Genomic DNA, 23,949 nt, shown 5'->3' on the forward strand with positions numbered 1-23,949 from the left:
CCGGCCCGCTAACGAGGAGAGACCATGTCCCTGTGGCCCGTCTACACGGGTGGGAGCGAGCCCCACGACGGCATCGCGAAGCTGCCGGCGCCGCCGCCGTGGCGCGACTTCGACGGTGGCCCCGAGCTGGACACGCCCGCCGTGGACGACGACACCTCGGCGGCCTCCCCGGACCGCAGGCACCGCGCCCGCACGTACCGCGCCACGGACCGCGCCGTCCAGCTCGTCAACGCGGCCCTGTACCTGCGCCGGCCGCTGCTGGTGACCGGCCCGCCGGGCAGCGGGAAGTCGAGCCTCGCGTACGCGGTGGCGCGCGAGCTGCGGCTCGGGCCCGTGCTGCGCTGGAACATCACCAGCCGCACCACCCTGCGCGACGGGCTCTACCAGTACGATCCGCTGTCCCGCCTGTACGCCGCGGGCCGCGCCGCCGCGCACGAACCGTCCGCGGACGAGGGACTCCAGGACCATCTGCGCCTCGGCCCCCTCGGCACCGCCCTCCTGCCCTACCGCCGCCCCCGGGCGCTGCTCATCGACGAGATCGACAAGAGCGACCTCGACCTCCCGAACGACCTGCTGAACATCCTGGAGGAGGGCGAGTACGAGATCCCCGAGCTGGTCCGCGCGGCCCGGCACACACCCGCCGCCGAGGTGATGATCGCCGGTACGGACGACCGTGTCCCGGTCCTGCGGGGCCGGGTCCGCTGCCGGGCCTTCCCCTTCGTGGTGCTGACCAGCAACGGCGAGCGCGAGTTCCCGCCCGCCTTCCTGCGCCGCTGCGTCCGCCTCGAACTCCACCAGCCGCGCGACGCCCACCTGGAAGCCATCGTCCGTGCCCACCTCGGCGAGCCCGACGCCTACGCCCGGGAGCTGATCACCCGCTTCCTCTCCCGCGGCACCGGCGGTGAACTCGCCACGGACCAGCTCCTGAACGCCATCTACCTGACGGGGGCCGCGGGCATCGACGCCGCGTCACGGGACGACCTGGCGGAGCAGCTGATGCCGTACCTGAGCCGCACCCAGGACGACGATGAGTTCTGACCCCGCCGACGCGACCGGCACGCCGGGCGCCCCGGACGGCACGGCCGCCGGCGAGGGGCCCGCGGCGGGACCCGCCGCGCTCGCCCGGCTGCTCGGGGAGGTCACCGGCGGGGAGCCGCCGGGCTCCGTGGAACTGGCCGAACTGCTGTGGCTCGCGGGGCATGCCGAAGGGGACTCGGCGCCCGTGCGCGCGCCCCGGCCGCAGTCCGCCGGACGCGAGCCCTCCGGCACCCCGGCCACGCCGGGGGCACCCCCGCCGGCCGGCCCGCCGCCGCCCGCGCCTCCGGCGGGCCCGGGGGCCGAACCGCCCGCGGGGCCGGGGCACTCCGAGGGCCGTGTCCCCCTCCTGCTGCCCGGCAGCGGCGACGCGGCCGGCAGCGGCGGACCCGGCGACGACGACGGCCCGCACACCACGCTCCTCGCCCCCGCGCCCCCGATGCTGGCCCACCCGCTCGCGCTCCAGCGCACCCTGCGGCCCCTCAAGCGCCGGGTGCCCGCGCCCGTCGGCCAGGAACTCGACGAGGAGGAGACCGCGCACCGCATCGCCCGGCTCGGCGCCGCACCGCCCTGGTGGATGCCCGTGCTGCGCCCGGCGACGGAACGCTGGCTGACCCTGCACCTGGTGCACGACACCGGCCCCACCATGCCCGTCTGGCGCCCGCTCGTCCGCGAACTGCACACCGCACTGGCCCAGTCGGGCGTCTTCCGCACGGTGGAGCTGCACCGGCTCACCGCCGGCGGGACGGTACGGCGGCCGGGCTCGCAGGAGGCGTACGCCGACGGGCGCACGGTCACCCTGCTGGTCAGCGACTGCATGGGCCCTCAGTGGCGGGGCGGGCCGCCGGGCACCCGCTGGTACCGCACGCTGCGCCGCTGGGCGGCCCGGATGCCGGTGGCCGTGCTCCAGCCGCTGCCCGAACGCCTGTGGCGCACCACCGCCCTCCCGGCGACGGCCGCCCGGATCTCCGCCCCGTGGCCCGCCGCCCCCAACTCGGCCTACTCCGTGGACTCCTACGCCGTCGCGGACCCGCACGGCTCCGCGCCGCTGCCGCTGCCCGTCCTGGAACCCTCGGCGCCCTGGCTGGCGAACTGGTCGGCGCTGGTGGCCGGTTCGGGCCAGCTCCCCGGTTCGGTGGCGCTGCTGGACGCCGCTCCCCCGCCCGCCCCGCTGGACGAGCAGGGCCGCGGCGACGTCGAGCAGCTCTCCCCGGAGGAACTGGTCCTCCGCTTCCGGTCCATCGCGTCGCCCGAGGCCTTCCGCCTCGCCGGGCATCTCGCCGTCGGGCGGGCCGAACTGCCCGTCATGCGGCTGGTGCAGGCCGCGATCGAGCCCAGCCCGCAGCCGCAGCACCTGGCGGAGGTCATCCTCAGCGGAGTGCTCAGCAGCACACCGGGTCCGCCCGGTTCGTACGCCTTCCGCCCCGGCGTCCGTGAGCTCCTGCTGGGCACGCTGCCGCGCACCGCACACACCCGCACGGCCGAACTCCTCTCCCGGGTCGGCGCGTTGATCGACGTCCGGGCCGGGGTGGCCGCCGGGGAGTTCCCCGTGCTCGCCCCGGGGCGCGGGGACGAGCGGGGCGGCGGCGAGCCGATCGCGACGGTGCGGGAGGAGAGTCTCAGGAGGCTGGGCGGTGCGACGCCGGCGCGCTCCGGAGGTCTGGCGCTCGGCCGGTACCGGCTGGTGCGGCGGCTCGGGACGAGCGGCGGGCACGCGCTGTGGCAGGCGCTGGACACCGAGGCGGACCGGACCGTGACGGTGCACCAGTACCCCGCGCCTCCCGCACGGCACCAGCTCTTCCTGGAGCGCGCACGGGCCCTCGCCGGCGTCGGGCACGCCCATGTGATCGCCGTGCGCGACTACGGCATCGACGACGGACTGCCCTGTCTTGTCACGGAGTTCGTCGAGGGACTCACCGTCGCCGAGCTGACGGCGGAGGGCGGCTTCGGGCTGCCCTTCTCGCTCCTCGCGCCCCTGGCACAGCAGGTGGCGGACGGGCTGCGGGCCGCGCACGAGAAGGGCGTCGCCCACGGCCGGCTCACCCCGAACGCGCTGCTCGTCGCCCCGGACGGCACCGTGAAGATCACCCACTTCGCGCTGGACGCGGAACAGCCTCCCGACCAGTCGCAGGACCTGCGCCGGTTCGGCCATCTGCTGCGGCGGCTGGCCGGAGGCGACTCGGCACCCGAACTCGGCGCGATCCCCGGCGAGTTCAGGGCATTCTTCGACGACGCCCTCACCCCGCTCACCTCCTCGGACCTGGAGGCCCAGCGACGCGGCAGGGACCTCTTCCTCACCCCCTCCTTCGCCCAGGTCCTCCAGGCCGGGGAGGCCTCCCGGTTCCGGTTCCGCCTGTTGGGCGCCGTGCGGGTCAGCCAGGGCAGCCGCCCCCTGGCCGCCGGTGCGCCCCGGGAACAGGCGCTGCTGTGCATGCTGCTCCTGCGCCGCGCGCGGACGGTGACGCACGAGGAACTGATCCAGGGCCTGTGGGGGCGCCGGCGCCCGCAGCGCGCGGCACGGCTGCTGTCCACGTACGCGGCCGGTCTGCGCAAGACCCTGGGCCCCGGCGTGCTGGCCACCACCGCGGACGGCTACGCCCTCCTCGCGGACCCCGGGGGCGTCGACCTGAACCGCTGCGAGGAGCTGATCGCCCGCGCGAAGGCCCTCCGGGACGAGCAGAACCCGGCGGGAGCGCGCGCCGCCGTCCGGGAGGCGCTGGCCCTGTGGCAGGGCCAGCCCGTCGACGGCGTGCCCGGACCCGCCGCCGAGACGACCCGCGGCCGGCTGCGCGCCCTGCGCCTCACGCTGTGCGCCACCCGCGCCGAACTCGACCTGGAGCTCGGCCGCTTCGAACGCGCGGCGGCCGACCTCACCGAACTGCTCCGGTCCCACCCCCGGCGGGAGGACTTCCGGCGGCTGCACATCCTCGCGCTCAAGGGCCAGGGCCGGATCGCCGAGGCCATCGAGTCGTACGAGGCGTTCGAGGAGGCGAGCGAGCCCTACGGCGAGCCGAGCGCGACCATGCTGGAGCTGTACCGCGAGCTGCGCGGCGCCCCGGAACGCGCCCGGCCCACCATCGTCGTCGAGTACCTGGATCCCGGCGAGCAGGCCCTGCAGCCCCGGAGTCACAGCGCCGTCGGCCGCACCCTGGCCTGGCTGCTCTCGCTGAGCGACATGGCCCCCCGCGACTACGAGCTGCTGGCCCGCGACAACGGCTACCTCGTGATCACCGAGCCCGAGGCGTCCGTACTGACCGCGCTGCACGCCGTCATGCGTGAACTGCCGGGCGCCCTGCTGGAGATGGAGGATCCGCCGCGGCTGTCGGTCACCTTCTGGCACACCGCGCAGTTCACGCCCGCGGACCGTGCCGCGACCCTGACCGCCGAGGTCGGCTCCGGCCGCGACGTGGTCATCGTCCTGTCCCCTCCGCTGCACGAGGAGCTGATGGGCGGCGACACGGCCGTCACCGACGCCTCCTTCCTCCCCCTGCGCTGGGAGGGATCGGGCCCGCCCGTGGCCTGGTACTGCCCGCTGGACCTGCCGGAGCGGGCGCCGGAGACCGAGCCCGAGCGACGCGACCTGGTGCGCGGCCCGTTCACCACGCGCAATCTGGAGGAGGTCGTCACCGCGGAGTCCTCCCTCACCGCCATCGTGCACAACGGCCGGCCGGACGGGGCACTGGCCCTCCTGGATCCGGTCCAGCTCCACCGGCCGCCGGGCCGACGCGCCTTGTGGCCGATCGTCACGTACTACGAGGTCGATCTCGCCGTGCACCAGGCCGCCCACGAGTTGTCCCTGCCCAGCTCGGGCGGCGGCGCCTTCGCCGCGTCGCTCTGGTTGTCCTGGCACGTGGGCGACCCGGTCGCGTTCGTGCGCGGCAGGACGACCGACGTGTCCGCTCGCCTGCTCGCCCACTTCCTCAAGGAGGCCGGGCGGATCACGCGGCGCCACCCACTGCGCCGGGCCGGCGCGGCACAGCACGCGGTGCACAGTGCGCTGCGCAGATGGCCGGTGCCGGGGTTGTCGGTGACGTGGTCCGTCGCGCTGACCCCCGAGGGCGAACCGGCGGCGCCGCCGTCCGGGCCGCGCTCCTCCCACACGCCGGCCGGGCCGACGCCCACGCCGGCCGCAAAGGCGCCGACGACCGCCGGGACGTCGTCCGCCGTCGACGCCGCCGAAACACTGCTGCTCGGGTTCGACGGCCCCCTCGTCCGGCTCTACTCCACGGAGACGGCGAAGCAGGTCACCCGTGACCTCGTCGCGCGTTTCGTCGAACTCCGCCATCCGGACGAGGCTCTGGGCGGACAGCGACTCCTGTCGGGCGAGACGCCTCTGCACACGGCGGCCAATCCGCTGGACCTGCTGCGCGCACTGGCGCGGCACCGGCTGAGCGACGACCTGCGCCGGGAACTCGACCTGATCGAGGAGCGGGCCGTCCGTACGGCGCGGCCCACTCGGCACGCCGACGCCCTTCTCCACGCACTCGGTGATCTCGGTCCGCGGGCGGCCGTGGTCTCGGATCTCTCCCCGCGCGCCCTGACCGCGTACCTGGCGCAACGGGGCCTCACCGACTCGGTGGCAGGCGGGTCCCACGGCCGCGCGGACGACCTCGCCCTCCTCATGCCGGCCCCCGATTGCCTGCGGCGCGCCCTGGACAGTCTGGGCACGGCTCCGTCGGACGCGCTGCTCGTCACCTCCTCCGTCGCCGAGGTCGGCGCGGCTGTGGCCATCGGCCTGCCGGTGCTCGGCTACGCCCCCGACGCACGGCTCAGGTCGGAGCTCGCACGGGCCGGGTGCGAGCAGGCGGTGACCTCGCTGGAACCGGTCCTCGACGCCGTCCGCGCCGACTGAGACCGTCCCCCGAGTCACCCGTCCAGCGGCACCCCGCCCGGCCCCCCACAGAAGGCGACGCCCCGGCGGCCCGCGCACGATGCGAAGGAGGACCGCCGCCCGGCGGGGCCCACGCTCTGCGCTCACGGAGGACCTGCCATGACCGCCAGTCTGGAGCAGCTGCGCCGCTGTCACTTCGCCGTCGACCTGGGCGCCGCGCGGACCCGGGTGTACGTGAAGGGCGCGGGCCTGGTCGTCGACCAGCCGAGTGTCGCCGCGATCAACACGAAGACGGGCGCGCTGATCGCGGTGGGCGAGTTCGCCGAGAAGATGACGGGCCGTACGCCCGACTACATCCGTGTGGTGCGGCCGGTGTCGGGCGGCACGGTCGTCGACATCGAGATGGCCCAGCGGATGCTGCGCCAGCTGCTCGGCGACAAGGTCCGCCGCACGCTGCGCCGCAAGCCGCGGCTGCGGGCCGCCGCGTGCACCCCGCACGACGCGGACCCGCTGGCGCAGCGCGCCACCGTGGAGACGCTGGTCGGGCTGGGCGCACGGCGGGTCGAGCTCGTCGACACGCTGATCGCCGCGGCCGTGGGCTGCGGACTGCCCGTGGAGCAGCCCGAGGCCACCATGGTCATGGTGTGCGGTGCCGCCGCGACGCAGCTCGCGGTGCTGTCGCTGGGCTCGATCGTCACCGCCGAGCGGGTCCCGGTGGGCGGCGAGGCCGTCGACCACGCGATCGTGCAGCACCTGCGTCACCAGCACGAGCTGATGCTGCCGAGCCAGGCCGTACGCCCCCTCCAGCTGGCCCTCTCGGGCAACGGGCTCACCGCGCAGGGCCCGACGTCCACGGAGATCCACGGCCGGGACGTGGCGACCGGCCTGGCCCGTTCCGTGCGGGTCGACACCGCCGCCGTGCGCGACGCCATCCAGACCCCGCTGACCGCCGTGCTGGACGGCATCGGCAAGGTGCTGCGCGTGTGCCCGCCGGACCTGGTGGCCGACCTCGCCGACCGCGGCATCATGATGGTCGGCGGAAGCGCGCTGCTCCCCGGGCTGGACCAGATGCTGCGGGAGGCGACGGGGATGCCCGTCCACATCGCGGAGAGGCCGGACGTCTGTGCCGTGCAGGGGCTGGGCTACATGCTGGAGGGCATGATCCAGCCGATGGTCCTGGACCCGCTGGCGGGCTGACGGCCCGACGGCCGAGGGCGCCGCATGACCGACCCGGTCCCCCGCCTCCCGTCCCTGCTGGAGGCCGTCCTCAGCGTCGGCACCGACCTCGATCTGCGCGCGACGCTGCAGCGCATCGTGGACGGCGCGGCGGAGCTGACGGGCGCGCGCTACGCGGTGCTGGGCATGACCGATCCGGGCCGCGACGGGCTCGTCGAGATCCGTGCGGCGCGTCCCTACGCGCCCGGCACCGAGAAGGGTCCCGCGGTCCCGGCCGGTGACCGCCTGGAGGTTCCGCTGCGCATCGGCGACGAGGTGTTCGGCGACCTCTGGCTCGCCGGGAAGCCGGACGGGCCGTTCACCGAGGAGGACGAGGAACTGCTGCGGGTCCTCGCCACCCAGGCCGGTATCGCGATCGCCAACGCCCGCCTGTACGAGACGGCACGGCAGCGCGAGCGCTGGATCGAGGGTGCCGCCGCCGTGACGACCGCGCTGCTGACGGCCGACGAGGCGTCGGACGCGCTGGCGATCGTCGCCGAACGGGCCCGGGTCCTCGCCGGCGCCACGGCGGGCGTCATCCTCCAGCCCGACAGGGCGGGCGGCATGGAGATCGTGACCGCGTCCATGCTCGGCGATCCCGGGAACATCGTGGGCGCCACCATCGCGCCCGGCAGCCCCGTGCTGGACCAGCTCCTGAGCGGTGAGGCGGTGTTCATCGACGACTCGGCGACGGACCCACGGATGACGACGCACGTGCGCACCCGGTTCGGGCCGAGCATGATGCTCCCCCTCCAGGCGGAGGGCCGCCTGATCGGCACGCTGGCCCTGCCGCGCACGCGCGGCGGCCGGCCGTACTCCCCGGTGGACCGGCTGCTCGCCACGCAGTTCGCCTCGCAGGCCGCGCTGGCACTGGTCCTCGCGGACGCCCGGCACCGCCGTCAGCGGCTTGCGGTGTACGAGGACCGCGACCGCATCGCCCGGGATCTGCACGATCTGGTCGTGCAGCGGCTGTTCGCCACCGGAATGATGCTGGAGTCCACGCGGCGCAGGAGCGCGGCGGCGGGCGGCGAGGACGTGTCCGTGATGCTCGGCCGGGCGGTCGACGAGTTGCAGGCGACCGTCCAGGAGGTCCGGACCGCCATCTTCGCCTTGCAGCAGCCGCCCGCCGACGCCCCCACCACGTTCCGCGGAAAGGTGCTGCGCGAGGCCGCCGGCGCGGCGGCGGTGGTCGGCTTCCAGCCGTCCGCGCGGTTCACCGGTCCCGTCGAGAGCCGGCTCACGGAGCCGGTGGCCGGTCAGCTCCTGGCCGCGCTGCGCCGGGCGCTGGCGGCGGCCACGCGCCGTACCGGGGTGTCGTGGATCGAGGTGACGGTCGACGTGACGGCGAGGCTGCCCGACGGCCGCCCCGGGGTCCGGCTGACCGTGTGCGACGACGGCGCCCCTTCGGGAGCGGACCACGGCACCCCCACGGAAGCCGCCCACGGCTTCCCCCCAGGCACGGACCGCACGAGCGGGGAAGGCCGGGGCGGCGGCGAGGAGGGTGGCGGCGAGGCCGCGGCCGGTGGGCGCGGCGCGGGCGGGGACGGGGCGGGTACCACCGTCACCTGGCAGTCACCACTGTGACGGCCTGGCACCGGGCGAACCACAGGCCTCCTCGTTTTCAGGCCGAGTCAATCGAAGTGCCCCGCCTTGCGCTTCTTTCGGGGCAGGCAACGGCCGGAACGATAAAATTCAGAGTGAGGACAGGACGCGCTACGCTCACGCAGGCTGAGCCTGAATGAGAGCTAGCAGCTGTCCACTTGGTCTGAAAGGAGCATGTGCAACATCGGCTAGCGACTCGCAGCCTGTCCACGCCTCAGGGGTCCAACTTCCCCTACCACTCATGGAGCTACCCGATGCCACGGCACCTCCATGCCCAAAACGGGAGCGCGGACCCCAGAACGACCTGCGGTCCTGAGAAGCCACCCTCAGGACCACAGGCCTGACGCACACCGCGACGTTCCAGCGCCCGGCGTGCCTGACGAACCGTTCAAGGGACACCGAGCCGGCAAGCCACAGGAGTCCCTGCACCGATCCAGGGGAGGAACCGCAAAATGAGCCCCAGCATTCCCGTCTGCCTGGCGAATCAGTCGATCACGGCGATCACCGAGACAGGAACCGTGCTCATCAGCGTCGTAGGCACGTCAGCGGGCACGATTGGTCTCGCCTTGGCAGTCCACAGCACAGTCGCCCGACGAGCACGCCATCGACTCGGAGCCCTGGAGGACGAACTGACATCGCTTCTGGCGACCGTCACACCACATCCAGCACGCCCCATCACAACCGGCGATCTGCAGCAGGCCGTTGATACCAAGCCCGTGTTCGAGACGGCGGGCAGGAACGAGCGGAAGCTGCGGGAACTGCTCGCAGAGCTCTGCCGCACGCTGGAAGCCGCACAGGAGCCTGCGCGAGCGGCCCTAGCCCTCCGCAACGGGCGTGAGCGCGACCAACGCCAACAGCAACTGGGCGCTTGCGCCGGCGCCATCAGGAAGGCTGCACATGCCGCCAGGGAACGAGTCCGCGAACTGCGAAGCCGGTAGCTCGATTTTCCCGGCCGAGGGGCGGAAATCCGGAACGGGACCACCCCTCCCCCATCCTTTAGGCATTGGCCTGGCAGCGGACCCAGATGGCTGGGGGGCTCTCCACCGGCTGGGACCTCCCTCGGCGCGCCCGCGAGGTGGAGTCCGAACGACGCATCGACTTCGAAACCCTGTTCGACCTGGCCAAGCTCTCCTTCGGCATCATCGCCGGTACAGCCACCCTGGTCCCCCTCATCGTGGCCTACCGCCGCCAGCGCGTCGACGAGGACGGCTCCCCCACGATTACGGACCATGGCATCCCCACGGGAGCGGACCACGGCACCCCCACGGAAGCCGCCCACGGCTTCCCCCCAGGCACGGACCGCACGAGCGGGGAGGGCCGGGGCGGCGGCGAGGAGGGTGGCGGCGAGGCCGCGGCCGGTGGGCGCGGCGCGGGCGGGGACGGGGCGGGTACCACCGTCACCTGGCAGTCACCACTGTGACGGCCTGGCACCCGGCGAACTGACGTCCTCGAATGCCCCGGACGGCCCAACCGCCCGCTACGACTTGTCGCGGCGCATACGTCCCGACCGGCCAAGGCGTTTTTAGGCCGCTTGCGACGAAGTGCTGGTCTCTTGTCGTTCTTTTCAGGTAGGGTCCGCCGATCTCAGGTAGGGTCCGCGGTGGACGCAGTATTCCCCTATCCAAGAGTGGACAATCCTCAAATGAACGTTTCGGTGATGCCGACGACGCGCCGCCCCGTCGCCGCCCGGCCCGTGCGCAAGCAGCACACCCCCCTGTCGGCCATCGACCCGCTCGGCACCGCCGCGGTGAGGTCGGCCGGACGAGTGACGGACATCCCCGGGCGGCGCCCCACCAAGCCGATCACTTTCGACTCGGCTCTCTAGCCCCACAGACTTCGGACGGGCGCATCCGGCGGCGCAGAAGCCGCCCGGTGCGCCCGTCCGCGTGCGCCGGAGGCGTCAACCGGCTTGAAAGATCTGGGAGTTCGCGGTACAAGCGGCCCGCCGTCGGCACTACCCTTCACCAAGTGAAGCTTCAGCAGCTGGTTCTCAAGATCCACAGTCGATGCGACCTCGCCTGTGATCACTGTTATGTGTACGAGCATGCGGACCAGAGCTGGAAAGGGCGACCCACCTTTATTTCCGAGGAAACACTCGGGATTGTCGCCCAAAGATTCGCGGAGTATGCCGAGGAGCAGAAACTCCCGTCCGTTTCCGTGATCCTTCACGGTGGCGAACCGCTTCTCGTGGGACCCGTTCGCATGAGAAACATCTGTGCGGAACTCACACGCACTCTCAGCGAGGTCACGGAACTCGATCTCCGCATTCACACGAATGGCGTCCAGCTGAACACCCGGCATCTCGACGTGTTCAGGGAATTCGGCGTCAAGGTCAGTGTCTCGCTCGACGGAGACCGCGCCGCGAACGACCGGCACCGGCTCGACCGCCGGCACCGCAGCAGCTACGACCGGGTGCTGCGCGCGCTGGCCCTGTTACGCAGACCCGAGTACCGGCACCTCTACAGCGGCCTGCTGTGCACCGTGGACGTGGCCAACGACCCCGTGGCGGTGCACGACGCGCTGGTCGCGCTGGAGCCGCCGCGCATCGACTACCTGCTGCCCCATTCGACCTGGGACAGCCCACCGCACAGACCCGTCGACTCGCCCACCGCGTACGCCCGGTGGCTGCTCCGGATCTTCGACCGGTGGGACGAACAGGGCCGCACCGTGGCGGTGCGCACCTTCGAGTCGGTCCTCAGCACCCTGCGGGGCGGTCCGAGCCTGACGGAGGCCATGGGGCTCGCGCCCAGCGACCTGGCGGTGGTGGAGACCGACGGCAGCTTCGAGCAGGCCGACTCGCTGAAGACGGCCTACGCCGGAGCGCCCGCCACGGGCTACGACGTGTTCGAGCACAGTTTCGGGGAGCTCGCCCGGCACCACGGCGTACGCGCGCGACAGCTCGGCCTGGCGGGGATCAGCTCCACCTGCAGGCGCTGCCCGGTCGTCGAGTCGTGCGGCGGCGGGCTCTACGCCCACCGGTACAGCACCGGCCGCGGCTTCGACAATCCGTCCGTCTTCTGCGCCGACCTGCGCGCGCTCGTCGACGGCATCGCCGAGCGGACCACCGACCGCGCGCTGAGCCCGGCCGTCCACGACAGCGGCGAGCTGTGGTTCGCGCAGGGCGAGTCGATCCGGCACGCGCTGTCCCGCGCGGTGGCCCGGCACACCGGGGAAGAGGACTGGGACGAGATGTGGCGGGCCCTGCTGGACCTCGACGGCAGCCCGCAGGGCCCGGCCCACGTCGACGACGTCCTCGCCCACCCCTATCTGTCCACCGCGCTCAAGGAGAGCCTGCACGACCGGCTCGACGGCCCGGCGCCGCTCGCCTCGGCGATCGCCGCCGTCGCCGTCCGCGCCGGCACCGACCTCAAACTCCGCTGGCACCAGGGCACCCGCGAGCTGCATCTGCCCACCCTGGGCACCCTCGCCCTCCCCGAACCGGGACGCATCGAGGTCTCCGTCACCGCCGGCCGGCTGCGGGTGCGCACCCACACCGGCGAGGAGCGCGCGCCCGAGGACGGCCCCTCGGTATGGCGCCCGCTGCCCGCCACCACGCTGACGGACGGCACCGTCCTGCTCCTCGACGACGCCGATCCGCTGCGCGACTGCTTCCCCGTGCCCGTCGCGCCGCCGCTCGGCCCCGGCCGGCTCGACGCGTTCGCCCGGCGGCTGCGCTCGGCGTTCGACCTGATGGACGAGCGCGCGCCCGGCTGGCGCACCGACGCGAACGCGCTGCTGGTCACCACGGTCACCCCGCTGAAGGAGGGCTCGGGCGTGCGGCTCGGAGCCCACGGGCTCGGCGCGCTCGGGGTGGCCGTCGACTTCGACCCGGAGGACTTCGTGCGGGAACTGCCGCGCACCGGGCGGCGGGCGCGGCTCACCGCGCTGCGCGGGACGGCCGACCTGAACGTGCCGGGCAACCGTGCCGGCCGGCTGCTCGACGAGGCCAGCCGGGCGCTCGGCAACGCCACGTACTTCGCCGGCGACGCGGCCCTGCGGGCGGCCGCGCTGGACCGCGCGGAGCGCGCGCTGGAGCAGCTGGGCGAACGCCCGAAGGACGAACTCACCGAGACCGGCGTGGTGCTGGCCGAGGAACTGCGCGCCGAGTGGGCGGTCCTGTCGTGACATCCCGCGCCGAACTGGCGGAGTTCTTCACGGAGTTGGGTGTGCGCCCGGGCGGTGTCCTCATGGTGCACGCCTCACTCGGCGGTGCGCGGGTGCGCGCCGCCGACGTACGGGACGCTCTGCTCGACGCGCTCGGTCCCGACGGCACACTCGTCGTGCCCACGTTCACCCCGGAGAACTCGTTCACCTCACGTGCGTACAAGACGCTCACCGCGGCCATGTCGGAGAGCGAGGAGGCGGTGTTCCGGGCGTCGGTGCCGCCGTTCGACCCGGCGACGACGCCCTGTCCGACGATGGGTGTGCTCGCCGAGTGCGTGCGCACCACACCGGGCTCGGTGCGCAGCGGGCATCCGCACACCTCGCTGGCCGGTCTCGGCCCGCGCGCCGGGGAACTGCTGGGCGGGCACGACCCGCACTGCCACCTCGGCGAGACCTCCCCGATGGCCGAGCTGTACGCGGCCGACGCACATGTCCTGCTGCTGCGGGTGGGGTTCGAGGTGTGCAGCGCCTTCCATCTCGCCGAGTACCGGCTGCGTCCCGCGCCCGCCCGGCGCTCCTACCACTGCGTGGTGGGCGGTCCCGGCCGCTGGACGGCGTACGAGGACATCGTGCTGGACGACGGGGACTTCGGGGCGATCGGGGCGCGCCTGCCGCGTGATCTTTGGACGGAACGGGAAATGGCGGGGAGAGCGGTGCTGCTCTTCGGGGTGCGGAAGGCCGTCGACCTGGCGGGTGTCCAGATGTCTGGATATCGACATGGTTTGACGTGAAAGAGGCGACCCGTGCGGGCCCTCGGTCGGGAAGATTGTGGGTTCCGGCCAGGTGAACATCCCGTAGGGGCACATCCACAGGCAGGGGGGCGCGTGGACATACCTGAACGGGCATCGGACAACCGGCCGTATTTCTTCCTGAGTTACGCCCACACACCGGCGTGGGGGTCCAGCGGCGGCGATCCGGACCACTGGGTGCACGTCCTGTTCACGGATCTGTGCGACCACATCATGGCGCTCACGGATCTGCCCGCGGGCGCGCCCGCGGGTTTCATGGACCGCGAGATGCGCGCCGGGGACGGCTGGCCGGAGAAACTCAGCGAGAATCTCGCGACATGCCGGGTGTTCGTGCCGCTGTTCTCGCCGCGGTACTTCACCAGTGAGAGTTGCGGCCGGGAATGGTTCGCCTTCAACGAGCGGATCGTACGGGCGCGGGCCACCGGCGCCGGCGCCATGTCGGCCATCGTCCCCGCGCTGTGGACGCATATCGACTACGCCCAACTCCCGGATTCCGTAAGGCATATCCATGTCGACCAGGCACAGTTCGGCGACCGGTACGCGGCCAACGGGATCTACGGCCTGATCAAGCTGAACCGGCTCCACGACGAGTACGAGGAGACCGTGCTCGGGCTCGCCCAGCGGATCGTGCGCATCGCCCACGAGTCGCCGCTGCCGTCCAGCAGGCCCCGCCCCTACGAGAGCACGCCCAGCGCGTTCAAGCCGCGCGGCGAGGGGCCCCGGCGCATCCACCTGACCGTGGCCGCGCCGACCCGGCACAGCATCCCCGAGCACCGGGACAACCGGCCCTACGGCGAGGACGCCCAGGACTGGAACCCGTACCACTCGGAGTCCACCCGCTCGCTGCCCGCGCTCGCCGAGGAGCTGATCCGCTCCCTGGACTACCGGATCACGGTGTCGTCCTTCGACGACGAGGACACCGGCGAGAACCTGGTGGCGGACGACTCCGACAAGGCGGCGCCCAGTCACCCCGGCATCCTGCTGGTCGACCGGTGGGCGCTGACCGACGACGAACGCAAGCGCAGACTCGCGGCCTTCGACGCCAACGCCCGGCCCTGGGTGAGCGCGATCGTTCCCTGGAACCGTGCCGACATCCAGTGCCACGGGGACGAGGGCCGCAAGCTGGCCGCGGACCTCGAACAGACGCTGCCGCTGATCCTGGACCGGGGCCGGCGCGCCGACTGCCGGGTCGCCGTCAACGGCGTCCCGACCCTGAAGGCCTTCACCGACGTACTGCCCGCCGTCGTCGCGCACGCGACCCGGCAGTACCTCAAGCACGCGGAGGCGCATCCGCCCGCGGGCCCGCCGATCCGCAGGCCCCGCCTGCTGGGCCCCATCCAACCGCCACTGGACGAAGGCGGAGCCGACGACGGAGGAGAAGAAGCATGACGGCCGTGCAGGACGGACGCATCATCACCTTCTACTCGTACAAAGGGGGCACGGGCCGCACCATGGCCCTGGCCAACACCGCATGGATCCTCGCCGCCAACGGAAAACGCGTACTGGCGGTCGACTGGGACCTGGAGGCCCCGGGCCTGCACCGCTTCTTCCACCCGTTCCTGGACCTGAGCGCGCTCGCGGCCACCACCGGCGTCATCGACATCATCAACGAGTACGCCTGGGCGTCCACCACCGGCACCCAGCGCTCCGGGCCCTGGCATCTGGACTACGCGCGCGTCGAACCGCACGCCATCTCCCTGACCCCGGAGCGGCTCGGTCTGCGTTTCCAGGAAGGCGGCTCCCTCGACTTCCTGTCCGCCGGGCGCCAGGACCGCTCGTACTCCGCGACCGTGTCGTCCTTCGAATGGGACAACTTCTACGAGCGCCTCGGCGGCGGTCAGTTCCTCGACGCGCTGCGCGACGACATGAAGTCCTCGTACGACTACGTCCTGATCGACAGCCGCACCGGCCTGTCCGACAACGCCGACATCTGCACCATGCAGATGCCCGACGTGCTCGTCGACTGCTTCACGCTCAGCGACCAGTCCCTCGACGGCGCGGCGGCCGTGGCCCGCAGCGTCGAGGACGGCTACCGGGACCGCAAGATCCGGGTGCTGCCGGTGCCGATGCGCATCGACGAGGGTGAGAAGGAGAAGGTCGACGCGGGGCGCGCGCTCGCCCGGATGAAGTTCGACGGACTGCCCAAGGGCCTCGGCGGCGAGGACCTCGCCTTCGAGGAGATGACCGCGTACTGGGGGAACGTCGAGATCCCGTACCGCCCGTACTACGCGTACGAGGAGACCCTCGCCACCGTCGGCGACGAGAGCGGCATCGCGAACTCGCTGCTGTCCGCCTTCGAGCGGCTCACGGCCGTCATCTCGGACGGCGAGGTCACCTCGCTGCCGCCGGTGCCGGAGCCGGTGCGGCTGCGCTGCCGCGACGCGTTCCTGCGGCGCCGGCCGATGACGTCCGTGGCCGACGTCTCGATCGTGTACGCGGCGGAGAACCGCATGTGGGCGGACTGGACCGAGGCGCTCCTGAAGCGGGCTGGCTGCAACGTCGTGCCGCACGACATCTCCACCGGCCCCGTCGAGCAGCCCGACCCGGCGACCCGCACCCTGGTGCTGCTGTCGAACGCCTTCCGCAAGTCCCGCTACGCAGACACCGTCTGGCGCACCCTCACAGAGACCGACCCGGACACCCCGCACAGCCCGTTGATCGCGCTGCGGGTCGACGAGGTCCGGCTGCCCGATTCCTACCTCGACCGCAACCCGGTGGACCTGCACCGCCTCGACGAGGCCCAGTGCATCACCTCGCTGCTGAACGTCCTGGAGCTGCCGGGCCGCCCCCTCGACAGCGGACCCTCGGGCCCGCGCTTCCCCGGCAGCACCCCGGGCATCTGGAACGCCCCGCAGCGCAACAACACCTTCACCGGCCGCAACGTCATCCTCGATCACGTCCGCGACCAGCTCAGCGGGGGCATCTCGGTCGTCCTGCCGCAGCCCCAGGCGCTGTTCGGGCTGGGCGGCGTCGGCAAGACACAGGTCGCGCTGGAGTACGTGCACCGCTTCATGGCGGACTACGACCTCGTGTGGTGGATCTCCGCCGAGGACCCCGGCAACGTCGTCTCCTCGCTCGCCGAACTCGCCGCGCGCATCGGCGCGCCCGGCGGCGAGGACATCAACGTGGCCAGCCAGGAGGCCGTGCAGATGCTGGGCCGTGGCGCGCCCACCAAACGCTGGATCCTGGTCTTCGACAACGCCGACGACCCCGCGAAGCTCACCCGCTTCTTCCCCACCGGGGGCGGCGGGCACATCCTCGTCACCTCGCGCAACCAGGCCTGGGCGCAGGAGGGCGCCTCCCTGCCCATCGACGTGTTCCTGCGCGAGGAGAGCATCGAGCACCTGACCCGCCGCGCCTCCGGGCTCACCACCGAGGAGGCGGACCAGGTGGCGACCGCGGTCGGCGACCTGCCGCTGGCGGTCGAGCAGGCCGCCGCCTGGCTCGCCGAGACGGCCACCCCCATCGACGACTACCTGCGCCAGCTCGCCGAGCAGACCACAGAGGTTCTCGACCTCAACCAGCCCGCCGACTACCCCAAGACGGTCGCCGCGACCTGGAACATCTCCATAGCCAGGCTGCGGGAGAACTCCCCCGCCTCGGTACGGCTGCTCCAGCTGTGCGCGTTCCTCGCCGCCGAGCCGATCTCCGTCCACCTGCTCTACAGCAAGGAGATGATCGACGCCCTCCGGCCCTACGACCCCGCCCTCCAGGAGAGTCTGCTGCTCGGCCGGGTCATCCGGGAGATCGGCCGGTTCGCGCTCGCCAAGGTCGACCAGGTCAGCAACAGCATCCAGGTCCACCGGCTGGTGCAGGCGGTGATCCGCTCCCAGCTCACCGAGGAGGAGCAGCGGCACGCCCGGCACATCGTGCACACGGTCCTGGCGGGCTGCCGGCCGGACGGCGACGAACCCATCGACGACCCCGAGACCTGGGCGAGGTTCGCGGTCATCTGGCCGCACCTGTCGGCGTCCGACGCCCGCAACTGCACCGAGGCGCCGACCCGCAGGCTGCTCATCGACCGTGTCCGCTACCTCTGGAAGCGCGGCGAGTTCGCCGGTGCCCAGGCACTCGCCGAGGACCTCCTCGAACACTGGAAGCCGGCCCTCGGCGAGGACGACGTCCAGTACCTGTATCTGCGCTGCCAGCTGGGCAACATCCTTCGCTCGCAGGGGCGTTACGTGGAGGCCCGGGAGATCAACACCGAGCTCCTGGAACGTCAGAAGCGCGTGCTCGGCCCCTCGCACCCGCACACGTACGTCACCATGTCCGGCCTGGCCAGCGACCTCGCGGCGCTCGGTGTGTACGGATCGGCGGTGGAGTTCGCCCGCGAGGCGCACGAGGGCTTCAGCCAGATCTTCCACGAGTCGCACCGGCGCACCCTCAGCGCGGCCAACAACCTCGCGCTGGCGCTGCGCATGGTCGGCCGGTACGGCGAGGCCCGCGCCATCGACCAGGACACCTACGACCGGCGCATCGAGGTCCTCGGCCCCGACCACCCGTACACGCTGGCCTCGGCCGCCCGGCTGGGCCGCGACCTGCGCGAGGTCGGCCGGTACACCGAGTCGGTCTCCCTGCTCTCCCGCGCCTACGACGCCCACAAGCGCATCCTCGGCAAGGACTTCCCGGGCACGCTGAGCTGCGCGAAGTCGCTCGCCGTGTCGCTGCGCAGGGCAGGGCAGTTCGAGGACGCGCGCCGGCTGACGACGGCCACCCGCGCGCAGTACCGGGCGCAGTACCCGGCGCCGACGCCGGACTCGCTCGCCTGCGACCTGAACATGGCGGCCGACCTCTTCGCCGCCGACGAGCGGGAGGCGGCGCGCGACGTCGCCCGGGAGGCGCTGACCGAGTACATGAAGGTGCCGGGCGAGGCTCATCCGTACACCCAGGCCGCCCTCAACAACCTGGGGATATTCCACTGGGGCTGCGGCGACGCGGAGGAGGCGGAGACCGTGTTCCGCCAGGTGCTGCGCCGCATGGGCGAGGTGCTCGGCGAGAAGCACCCGCACACCCTGTTCACCGGCATCAACTACGCCAACGTCCTCGCCGACCAGGGTCAGCTCGGCGAGGCCCGTGAACTGGAGGAGAAGGCCGTCGTCACCCTGCGTACCGTCCTCGGTCCGCACCACCCGGAGACGCTCGCCGTCGTCACCAACTACGGCCTCACGCTCGCCGAGCTGGGCCGCAAGGACGAGGCCGGCCGGCTGCGCGACGAGGCCCTGTCGGAGCTGCGCGACCGCCTCGGCGACGACAACGGCATGACCCGGGTGGCGGCCGAGGGCCGCCGTATCTACCGGGACCTGGAACCACTGGCGGTGTGACCGACGGCCCTGCGGTGCCGGACGGGCGTATCGGCCCGCCCGGCATGGTTGGGCTCCGTCTGAGCGGACGGGGCGAGCCTCAGCCCGTCCGCCACCGCAGGACACCCGTCCGGGTGAACGGGGCAACTCTCATCCCGCCCGCCACTGTTGGGCGCCTTGTGGGCGGGCCGGGCAGCTCTCAGCCGTCCGGCACCGCAGGACGCCCGTCTGGACGAGCGGGGCGAGTCTCAGCCCGTCCGGCGTTTGAGGACGAGGCCGTTCAGGCCGACGCGGGGGCCTGGGGGCGGCAGCCCCCGGAGACCTGCGCATCAGGCACCGGCACGGGAGGACCCGGCACAGCAGCGGAGTGCGCCCCCCGCCCCCGCCGGTGCGCCGGCCAGACCGGCACGTCCGCGAGCAGCCAGGTCAGCACCTTCGGCAGGGCCCGCAACGCGGCGAAGTGCGCCGCGCTCGGCTCCAGCACGGCCGTCGCGCGGGGAATCCGCGCCGCCATCCACGAGGAGTGCGACGCCGGTGAGAAGACGTCCTTCACCCCGTGCCACAGGAGCACCGGCACCCTGATGTCCGCCGGGTCGAAACCCCAGTTCCCGGTCAGCGCGAGCGCGTCGTCGATCCACCCGTACGGCGACGTGCGCAGCGCCTCGCGGTAGTTGCGCAGCAGCATCGAGCGGATGGTGTTGTCGGAGACGATCTGCCGGTCGTCGTCGGTGAGGTCGTGCCGCAGTTCCTCCAACAGCCGCACGGGGTCGCGCCGGATGGCGGCCGACCTCGGGATCAGCCGGGCCACGAAACGCTCCGGGTCGGTGAACGCGGTCCGGAACTCGTTGACGTTCGACGGCGCCATTCCCTTGAACCAGTCGAGCCCCTCCGCGTTCCGCGGCGCCAGCCCGACCAGCGCGGCGGCCCGGGTGACCCGCGCCGGCATCAGCGCGGCACAGGCCAGCGCGTGCGGGGCGCCCCCGGAGCGCCCGGCCACCGCGAACCGGTCGATCCCCAGGGCGTCGGCGACCTCGGTGACGTCCTGCACGACGTCGACGACCCGGCGCCCCTGCATGCGGTCGGATCCCCCGTACCCAGGTCGGTCGTAGCTGATGAGCCGGGTGCCGCGCTGGTAGAGGAACATGGAACGCGGCCTGGGTCCGACCCTGCTGCCGGGCATCCCGTGCAGCAGGAACACCGGGCGTCCCCCTGGATCCCCCGAGACTTCCACGCGCAGCTGCCGTCCGTCCGCCGTCCGCACATGATCGCGCACAGCGCCCCCCTTCCTCGGTCCATGGACCGGGACAAACGCTGCCCCATCCCTGCCCACCGGGCCGAGCCACGAAACGAATGCGCAGGTCAACATGGCTTCATATCAAGTCACTTGACGCCACTTCACGGTCTCCGTAGCGTCGCCCTCCGTATGTGGATCTGACCAGGATTCATATCTGAGGACAGCGACGAGACGGGCGGGGTGTCCATGGGCGGGCGACGTGTGGTGGTCTCCGGCGGCGGGACCGGGATCGGTCTGGCGACGGCGGAGGCGTTCGCAGCGGACGGGGACCGTGTGGTGCTCCTCGGCCGCCGCGAGGACGTCCTGCGCAAGGCCGCCGACGCACTGGACGAGCGGCACGGGGCGGGCACCGCCTCCTGGTACGCGGCGGACCTCGCCGACCCCGAACAGGTGGAGTCGGCCCGCGAGTTCATCACCGGGAACGACACCCCGGTCGACGTACTGGTCGCCAACGCCGGCGGGAACGTGGCCCCTTCGCACGACGGCAGCCTCGCCTCCGTCGCCGAGAGCTACCGGCGCAACTTCGACGCCAACGTCCTGACCGCCGTCCTGCTCACCGAGGCGCTGATCCCCCACCTGCGCCGTCCCGGCGGCCGTGTCGTACAGCTCTCCTCGATCGCCTCGCTGCGCGGCCCCGGCTCGTACGGCGGCTCCAAGGGCTGGATCAACACCTACACCTTCGACCTCGCCCAGCGCCTCGGCTCCGAGGGCATCACCGCGAACGCGGTCGCCCCCGGCTTCGTCGGCGACACCGAGTTCTTCGGCGACCGCGCCACTCCGGAGTTCGTCGCCTCCCGGGTCGCGCAGTCCCTCACGGGACAGCCGGGCCACCCGGCGGAGATCGCCGCGCTCATCCGGTACGTGGCGTCTCCCGAGGCCGCGTATGTGACGGGCCAGTTGCTGCACATCAACGGCGGTGCCGCGCTGGGGCGTTGAGCCGACGGCCGGAGATCCGCGGACGGCCCCGGAGGCGACCGCCGGCGAACCGCCGCGTCGCGGATCTCCGGCCTCCCGCCGGGGGATCCGGCTCTCCGCCGCGTGCAACCCTTCAGCCGTCACACGTGTCTCAGGAGTGGGGAACTGGCGTTCCCGCGCAGTTCGTCCGACCGTCACCGACGCTTCACCCAGAGGGATCTCCATGCCGCACACCGCTCCCGACCGCCGTACGCTCCGCCGGACCGCCGGCGTGATCGGAGCCGGCGCGATCGGCGCCGTCGCCGTGATCTCCCTGGGAGCCGCGCCCGCCCTCGCCGCCGACCCGGCGCCCGGGCTGGTCCTGGGCAAGATCGCCCCGCCGGAGGGCCTGAAGCCGGGCGGCAGCTTCGACGTGCCGGTCACCTTCACCAACACCGGTCCCGCGGACCTCGGCAAGGTCTGGATCGCGTACTCGGTGACCGAGGGCCTGAGCCAGGCGGAGCTGCCGTCCAACTGCCTTCGCTACGAGGTCAGTTCCTTCGACGAGGCCCCGAGCCGTTCCGACGCGGTCTGCGAGTTCGACCAGACCGTGAAGCCGGGCGTCGCGTACGCCCCGGAGACACCGGTGACGATCAAGGCGCTCGACCGCGCGCTGTACGACGACCTCTCCGTCTCGGTCGCCAACTACGACGCCGCGCCTTCCGAAGGCGCCTCGACGCCGGTGCGCGGCATCGGCCCCGCGGTCAAGCTCGTCGAGCGCCCCGACGCCCCCGCGGCCGAGCCCGGCTCCGCGGAGCACGAGGACTGGGACCGGATCAGCGTGCGGGTGACCGCGGACAGCACGGCCGACTTCCAGGTGACGGGAGCCGCACTGAAGGGCAAGGTCGGCGAGACGGTCGACCTCCGGGCGAAGTTCACCAACGCCGGTCCGGGCTGGGTGCTCCCGGAGCTGGGCGCCCCGTCGACCCGGATCCTGATCAAGATGCCCGCGGGCACCGAGGTGACCAAGACCGACGGCTTCTGCAACAAGGTGGACACCGGCACCTACGAGTGCGGCACCGCCCAGGCCTGGGTGGAGGCGGCGTACGAGGGCACGTACGACTTCAAGCTGAAGATCACCAAGGCGGTCGCCGGGGCCAAGGGCTCCGTCGCGCTGAACGGGACGGCCCGTCCGTTCGACGAGAACAAGAAGAACGACAAGGCCGCCATCACCCTCGCCGTCGCGGGCAGCGGCTCGACCGGCGGCGCCGGCGGTTCGACCGGCGGTAGCGGTTCGACCGGCGGTGACGGCTCGACCTCCACCGGCGGCTCCGGCTCCTCGTCCACCGGCGGCTCCGGCTCCACCGGCGGCACGGGCGGATCGTCCACGAGCGGCACCTCGGGCGACTCCGCCGTCGACGGCGACCTGGCGAGCACCGGCTCCGGTCCCGCCCTGCCCCTCGCGGGTGCCGCCGCCGCGGCCCTCGCCGTCGGCACGGGCACCGTCGTCGTGATGCGGCGCCGCGCGGCCCGCCGCTGACGACCGCACCCCCCATCGGAGCCGGCCGGCGCCCACAGCCCGGCCGGCTTCCGCTTGCCCGGGCCCGCGGAGACCGGGCCTTCCAGGCCCCCGGCCCTACGGACGGAAGCCGTCGATGGCGAGTTCCATGATGCGGCGTGCCCGGGCGAGCCCCTCCCCGCCGGGTCCGACGCGCCACAGGAACCCCATGAGCAGCAGCACGTCGGCGGCGTCGAGGCCGGACCGCACACTGCCGTCGCGCTCGCAGGCCTTCAGGGGCCGGGCGGCGGCGCCCGTCACGGGCGCGTACGTGTCACTGATGACCTTCTGGGCCGCCACGTGTGCGGAGCCTCGCCGAGGCCGTGCTGGAGGCGCACATGGGCGGCGAGCCGTCCGAACCGGACGCGGAACGCGTCCAGCGGCGCGTTCTCGGCCCGCACCTGATCCACCTCGCCGACGAGGCGTTCCACGTCGTGCCGGTACACGTCCGGCCACTGCCCCTCCGCGGGCGGGCGGCAGATCGATCTTCCTCATGGTCCGCCACGGGCGCCGCGTCCCCGTACCCCGGCACCGATAAGCGGAGATCTCTCCGATACGTTGGCCGGCAGGAGCCGGAGAGGAGCGGAACAGTCCTTGGCACCGCAGGGTCCCGGACACCCCCGCGTCGGCCGGGAGGCCGTCGACGTACGCGACCTCGCGGACGCCCATGTGTGCGCCGTGGAGCGGCTGCTGGGCCGGCGGGCCAGCCCCCGCGGCGGAGACCGTCGTGGCTTGTGCCCAAGACCTCATCACTCAGGGGGCAGTTCGGGTGCGACCGGCCGCCGCACGGGTGACGGCGGCTCCACAGACACGTCCGCCCTGACCGGTGAAACCCAGTCAGGGCGGAGACCACACAGGTCAGATCGTTTCTGCACGCGTAGCACTGGGTGGGGCGGGTGGGACTCGAACCCACGGCCGACGGATTATGAGTCCGCTGCTCTAACCGGCTGAGCTACCGCCCCGTACGGCGTGTCGCGCACATTTGTGCGCGCCGTCTGCCGCAGCATAGCCGCTCATACGATCTCCTGCTTCGGATGGTCGGCATCACATGACCATGAGGACTTCGGCGCGCCCCGCGCGGTTCCCCCGGGCATGAAAAAGGACCCCTGAGGGGTCCTCTTCCGTTGCTCTCCCGACTGGACTCGAACCAGTAACCTGCCGGTTAACAGCCGGCTGCTCTGCCAATTGAGCTACAGGAGATCGAGCTCCCCCGACTGGACTCGAACCAGTAACCTGCCGGTTAACAGCCGGCTGCTCTGCCAATTGAGCTACGGAGGATTGCCTCGTTGCATCGAACGTACCTACCT

15 protein-coding genes and 3 tRNA genes are annotated in these 23,949 nt (G+C 72.6%); 13 read left to right on the forward strand and 5 right to left on the reverse strand.

The window, feature by feature from the left end:
* The first annotated feature begins 24 nt into the window (after nt 1–24).
* From ACSYGO_RS16960 to fxsT, 11 genes are all read left to right on the forward strand, one after another.
* Nucleotides 25–1,038, forward strand: coding sequence for an AAA family ATPase (locus tag ACSYGO_RS16960; RefSeq protein WP_435223016.1), 1,014 nt, complete (start codon nt 25–27; stop codon nt 1,036–1,038).
* Complete coding sequence (locus ACSYGO_RS16965; protein WP_460386997.1) at nt 1,028–5,887, forward strand: SAV_2336 N-terminal domain-related protein; 4,860 nt, start codon at nt 1,028–1,030, stop codon at nt 5,885–5,887. Before ACSYGO_RS16960 ends, ACSYGO_RS16965 begins: the two co-directional genes overlap by 11 nt.
* A gap of 138 nt (nt 5,888–6,025) precedes the next feature.
* Nucleotides 6,026–7,063: a rod shape-determining protein gene (locus ACSYGO_RS16970; protein WP_426680519.1), complete on the forward strand. Its 1,038-nt coding sequence runs from the start codon at nt 6,026–6,028 to the stop codon at nt 7,061–7,063.
* Between the two features lie 24 nt (nt 7,064–7,087).
* Nucleotides 7,088–8,665, forward strand: a complete 1,578-nt coding sequence (locus tag ACSYGO_RS16975; protein WP_460386998.1) for a GAF domain-containing protein — start codon at nt 7,088–7,090, stop codon at nt 8,663–8,665.
* Between the two features lie 470 nt (nt 8,666–9,135).
* Nucleotides 9,136–9,621 (forward strand): hypothetical protein, encoded by a 486-nt coding sequence (locus tag ACSYGO_RS16980; protein ID WP_432186583.1) that lies wholly within the window; start codon nt 9,136–9,138, stop codon nt 9,619–9,621.
* Nucleotides 9,622–9,686: 65 nt separating this feature from the next.
* Complete coding sequence (locus ACSYGO_RS16985) at nt 9,687–10,103, forward strand: hypothetical protein (protein WP_460386999.1); 417 nt, start codon at nt 9,687–9,689, stop codon at nt 10,101–10,103.
* 222 nt (nt 10,104–10,325) lie between these two features.
* Nucleotides 10,326–10,508 carry a hypothetical protein gene (locus ACSYGO_RS16990; protein ID WP_028800985.1) on the forward strand — a complete coding sequence of 61 codons (183 nt, stop codon included), beginning with the start codon at nt 10,326–10,328 and terminating at the stop codon, nt 10,506–10,508.
* A gap of 143 nt (nt 10,509–10,651) precedes the next feature.
* Nucleotides 10,652–12,808: a radical SAM/SPASM protein FxsBH, inactivated beta-hydroxylase extension form gene (gene fxsBH, locus ACSYGO_RS16995; RefSeq protein WP_432186585.1), complete on the forward strand. Its 2,157-nt coding sequence runs from the start codon at nt 10,652–10,654 to the stop codon at nt 12,806–12,808.
* The gene (locus tag ACSYGO_RS17000) at nt 12,805–13,578 is read left to right on the forward strand and encodes an AAC(3) family N-acetyltransferase (RefSeq protein WP_432186586.1); all 774 of its coding nucleotides are present in this window, start codon (nt 12,805–12,807) and stop codon (nt 13,576–13,578) included. The genes fxsBH and ACSYGO_RS17000 overlap by 4 nt, the downstream gene beginning before the upstream one ends.
* A gap of 93 nt (nt 13,579–13,671) precedes the next feature.
* On the forward strand, nt 13,672–14,985 hold the full coding sequence (locus ACSYGO_RS17005) for a TIR-like protein FxsC (protein ID WP_435223031.1): 1,314 nt from the start codon (nt 13,672–13,674) through the stop codon (nt 14,983–14,985).
* A complete protein-coding gene (gene fxsT, locus ACSYGO_RS17010) occupies nt 14,982–18,917 on the forward strand; it encodes an FxSxx-COOH system tetratricopeptide repeat protein (RefSeq protein WP_432176890.1) in 3,936 nt (1,311 codons plus the stop codon). Before ACSYGO_RS17005 ends, fxsT begins: the two co-directional genes overlap by 4 nt.
* 259 nt (nt 18,918–19,176) lie before the next feature.
* On the opposite strand, the gene ACSYGO_RS17015 is transcribed toward fxsT, so the two are convergent.
* Nucleotides 19,177–20,169, reverse strand: a complete 993-nt coding sequence (locus tag ACSYGO_RS17015; RefSeq protein ID WP_426680525.1) for an alpha/beta fold hydrolase — start codon at nt 20,167–20,169, stop codon at nt 19,177–19,179.
* A 207-nt stretch (nt 20,170–20,376) separates the two neighbouring features.
* Here ACSYGO_RS17015 and ACSYGO_RS17020 point away from each other — a divergent pair, with 207 nt between their 5' ends.
* Both ACSYGO_RS17020 and ACSYGO_RS17025 read left to right on the forward strand, forming a co-directional pair.
* Nucleotides 20,377–21,126, forward strand: a complete 750-nt coding sequence (locus ACSYGO_RS17020; protein ID WP_426680526.1) for an SDR family NAD(P)-dependent oxidoreductase — start codon at nt 20,377–20,379, stop codon at nt 21,124–21,126.
* A gap of 202 nt (nt 21,127–21,328) precedes the next feature.
* The gene (locus ACSYGO_RS17025) at nt 21,329–22,624 is read left to right on the forward strand and encodes a hypothetical protein (RefSeq protein ID WP_435223034.1); all 1,296 of its coding nucleotides are present in this window, start codon (nt 21,329–21,331) and stop codon (nt 22,622–22,624) included.
* A gap of 96 nt (nt 22,625–22,720) precedes the next feature.
* Here the strand turns inward: ACSYGO_RS17025 and ACSYGO_RS17030 are convergent, their stop codons facing one another.
* The 4 genes from ACSYGO_RS17030 to ACSYGO_RS17045 form a co-directional block, all read right to left on the reverse strand.
* Nucleotides 22,721–22,942 (reverse strand): hypothetical protein, encoded by a 222-nt coding sequence (locus ACSYGO_RS17030; protein WP_460387000.1) that lies wholly within the window; start codon nt 22,940–22,942, stop codon nt 22,721–22,723.
* 588 nt (nt 22,943–23,530) lie between these two features.
* Nucleotides 23,531–23,604, reverse strand: a tRNA-Ile gene (locus tag ACSYGO_RS17035).
* Nucleotides 23,605–23,769: 165 nt separating this feature from the next.
* Nucleotides 23,770–23,842: transfer RNA gene (locus tag ACSYGO_RS17040), tRNA-Asn, on the reverse strand.
* Nucleotides 23,843–23,847: 5 nt separating this feature from the next.
* A tRNA-Asn gene (locus ACSYGO_RS17045) sits at nt 23,848–23,920 on the reverse strand.
* Nucleotides 23,921–23,949: the final 29 nt, after the last annotated feature.

The sequence above is a fragment of the Streptomyces krungchingensis genome, from assembly GCF_054729265.1.

What these genes read in the sequence shown, in the direction of transcription:
- fxsT (WP_432176890.1), top strand. Translation starts at nt 14,982, where the DNA reads ATGACGGCCGTGCAGGACGGACGCATCATCACCTTCTACTCGTACAAA.
- ACSYGO_RS16990 (WP_028800985.1), top strand. Translation starts at nt 10,326, where the DNA reads ATGAACGTTTCGGTGATGCCGACGACGCGCCGCCCCGTCGCCGCCCGG.
- ACSYGO_RS17020 (WP_426680526.1), top strand. Translation starts at nt 20,377, where the DNA reads ATGGGCGGGCGACGTGTGGTGGTCTCCGGCGGCGGGACCGGGATCGGT.
- ACSYGO_RS16975 (WP_460386998.1), top strand. Translation starts at nt 7,088, where the DNA reads ATGACCGACCCGGTCCCCCGCCTCCCGTCCCTGCTGGAGGCCGTCCTC.
- ACSYGO_RS16970 (WP_426680519.1), top strand. Translation starts at nt 6,026, where the DNA reads ATGACCGCCAGTCTGGAGCAGCTGCGCCGCTGTCACTTCGCCGTCGAC.
- ACSYGO_RS16965 (WP_460386997.1), top strand. Translation starts at nt 1,028, where the DNA reads ATGAGTTCTGACCCCGCCGACGCGACCGGCACGCCGGGCGCCCCGGAC.
- ACSYGO_RS17025 (WP_435223034.1), top strand. Translation starts at nt 21,329, where the DNA reads ATGCCGCACACCGCTCCCGACCGCCGTACGCTCCGCCGGACCGCCGGC.
- ACSYGO_RS16960 (WP_435223016.1), top strand. Translation starts at nt 25, where the DNA reads ATGTCCCTGTGGCCCGTCTACACGGGTGGGAGCGAGCCCCACGACGGC.
- ACSYGO_RS16980 (WP_432186583.1), top strand. Translation starts at nt 9,136, where the DNA reads ATGAGCCCCAGCATTCCCGTCTGCCTGGCGAATCAGTCGATCACGGCG.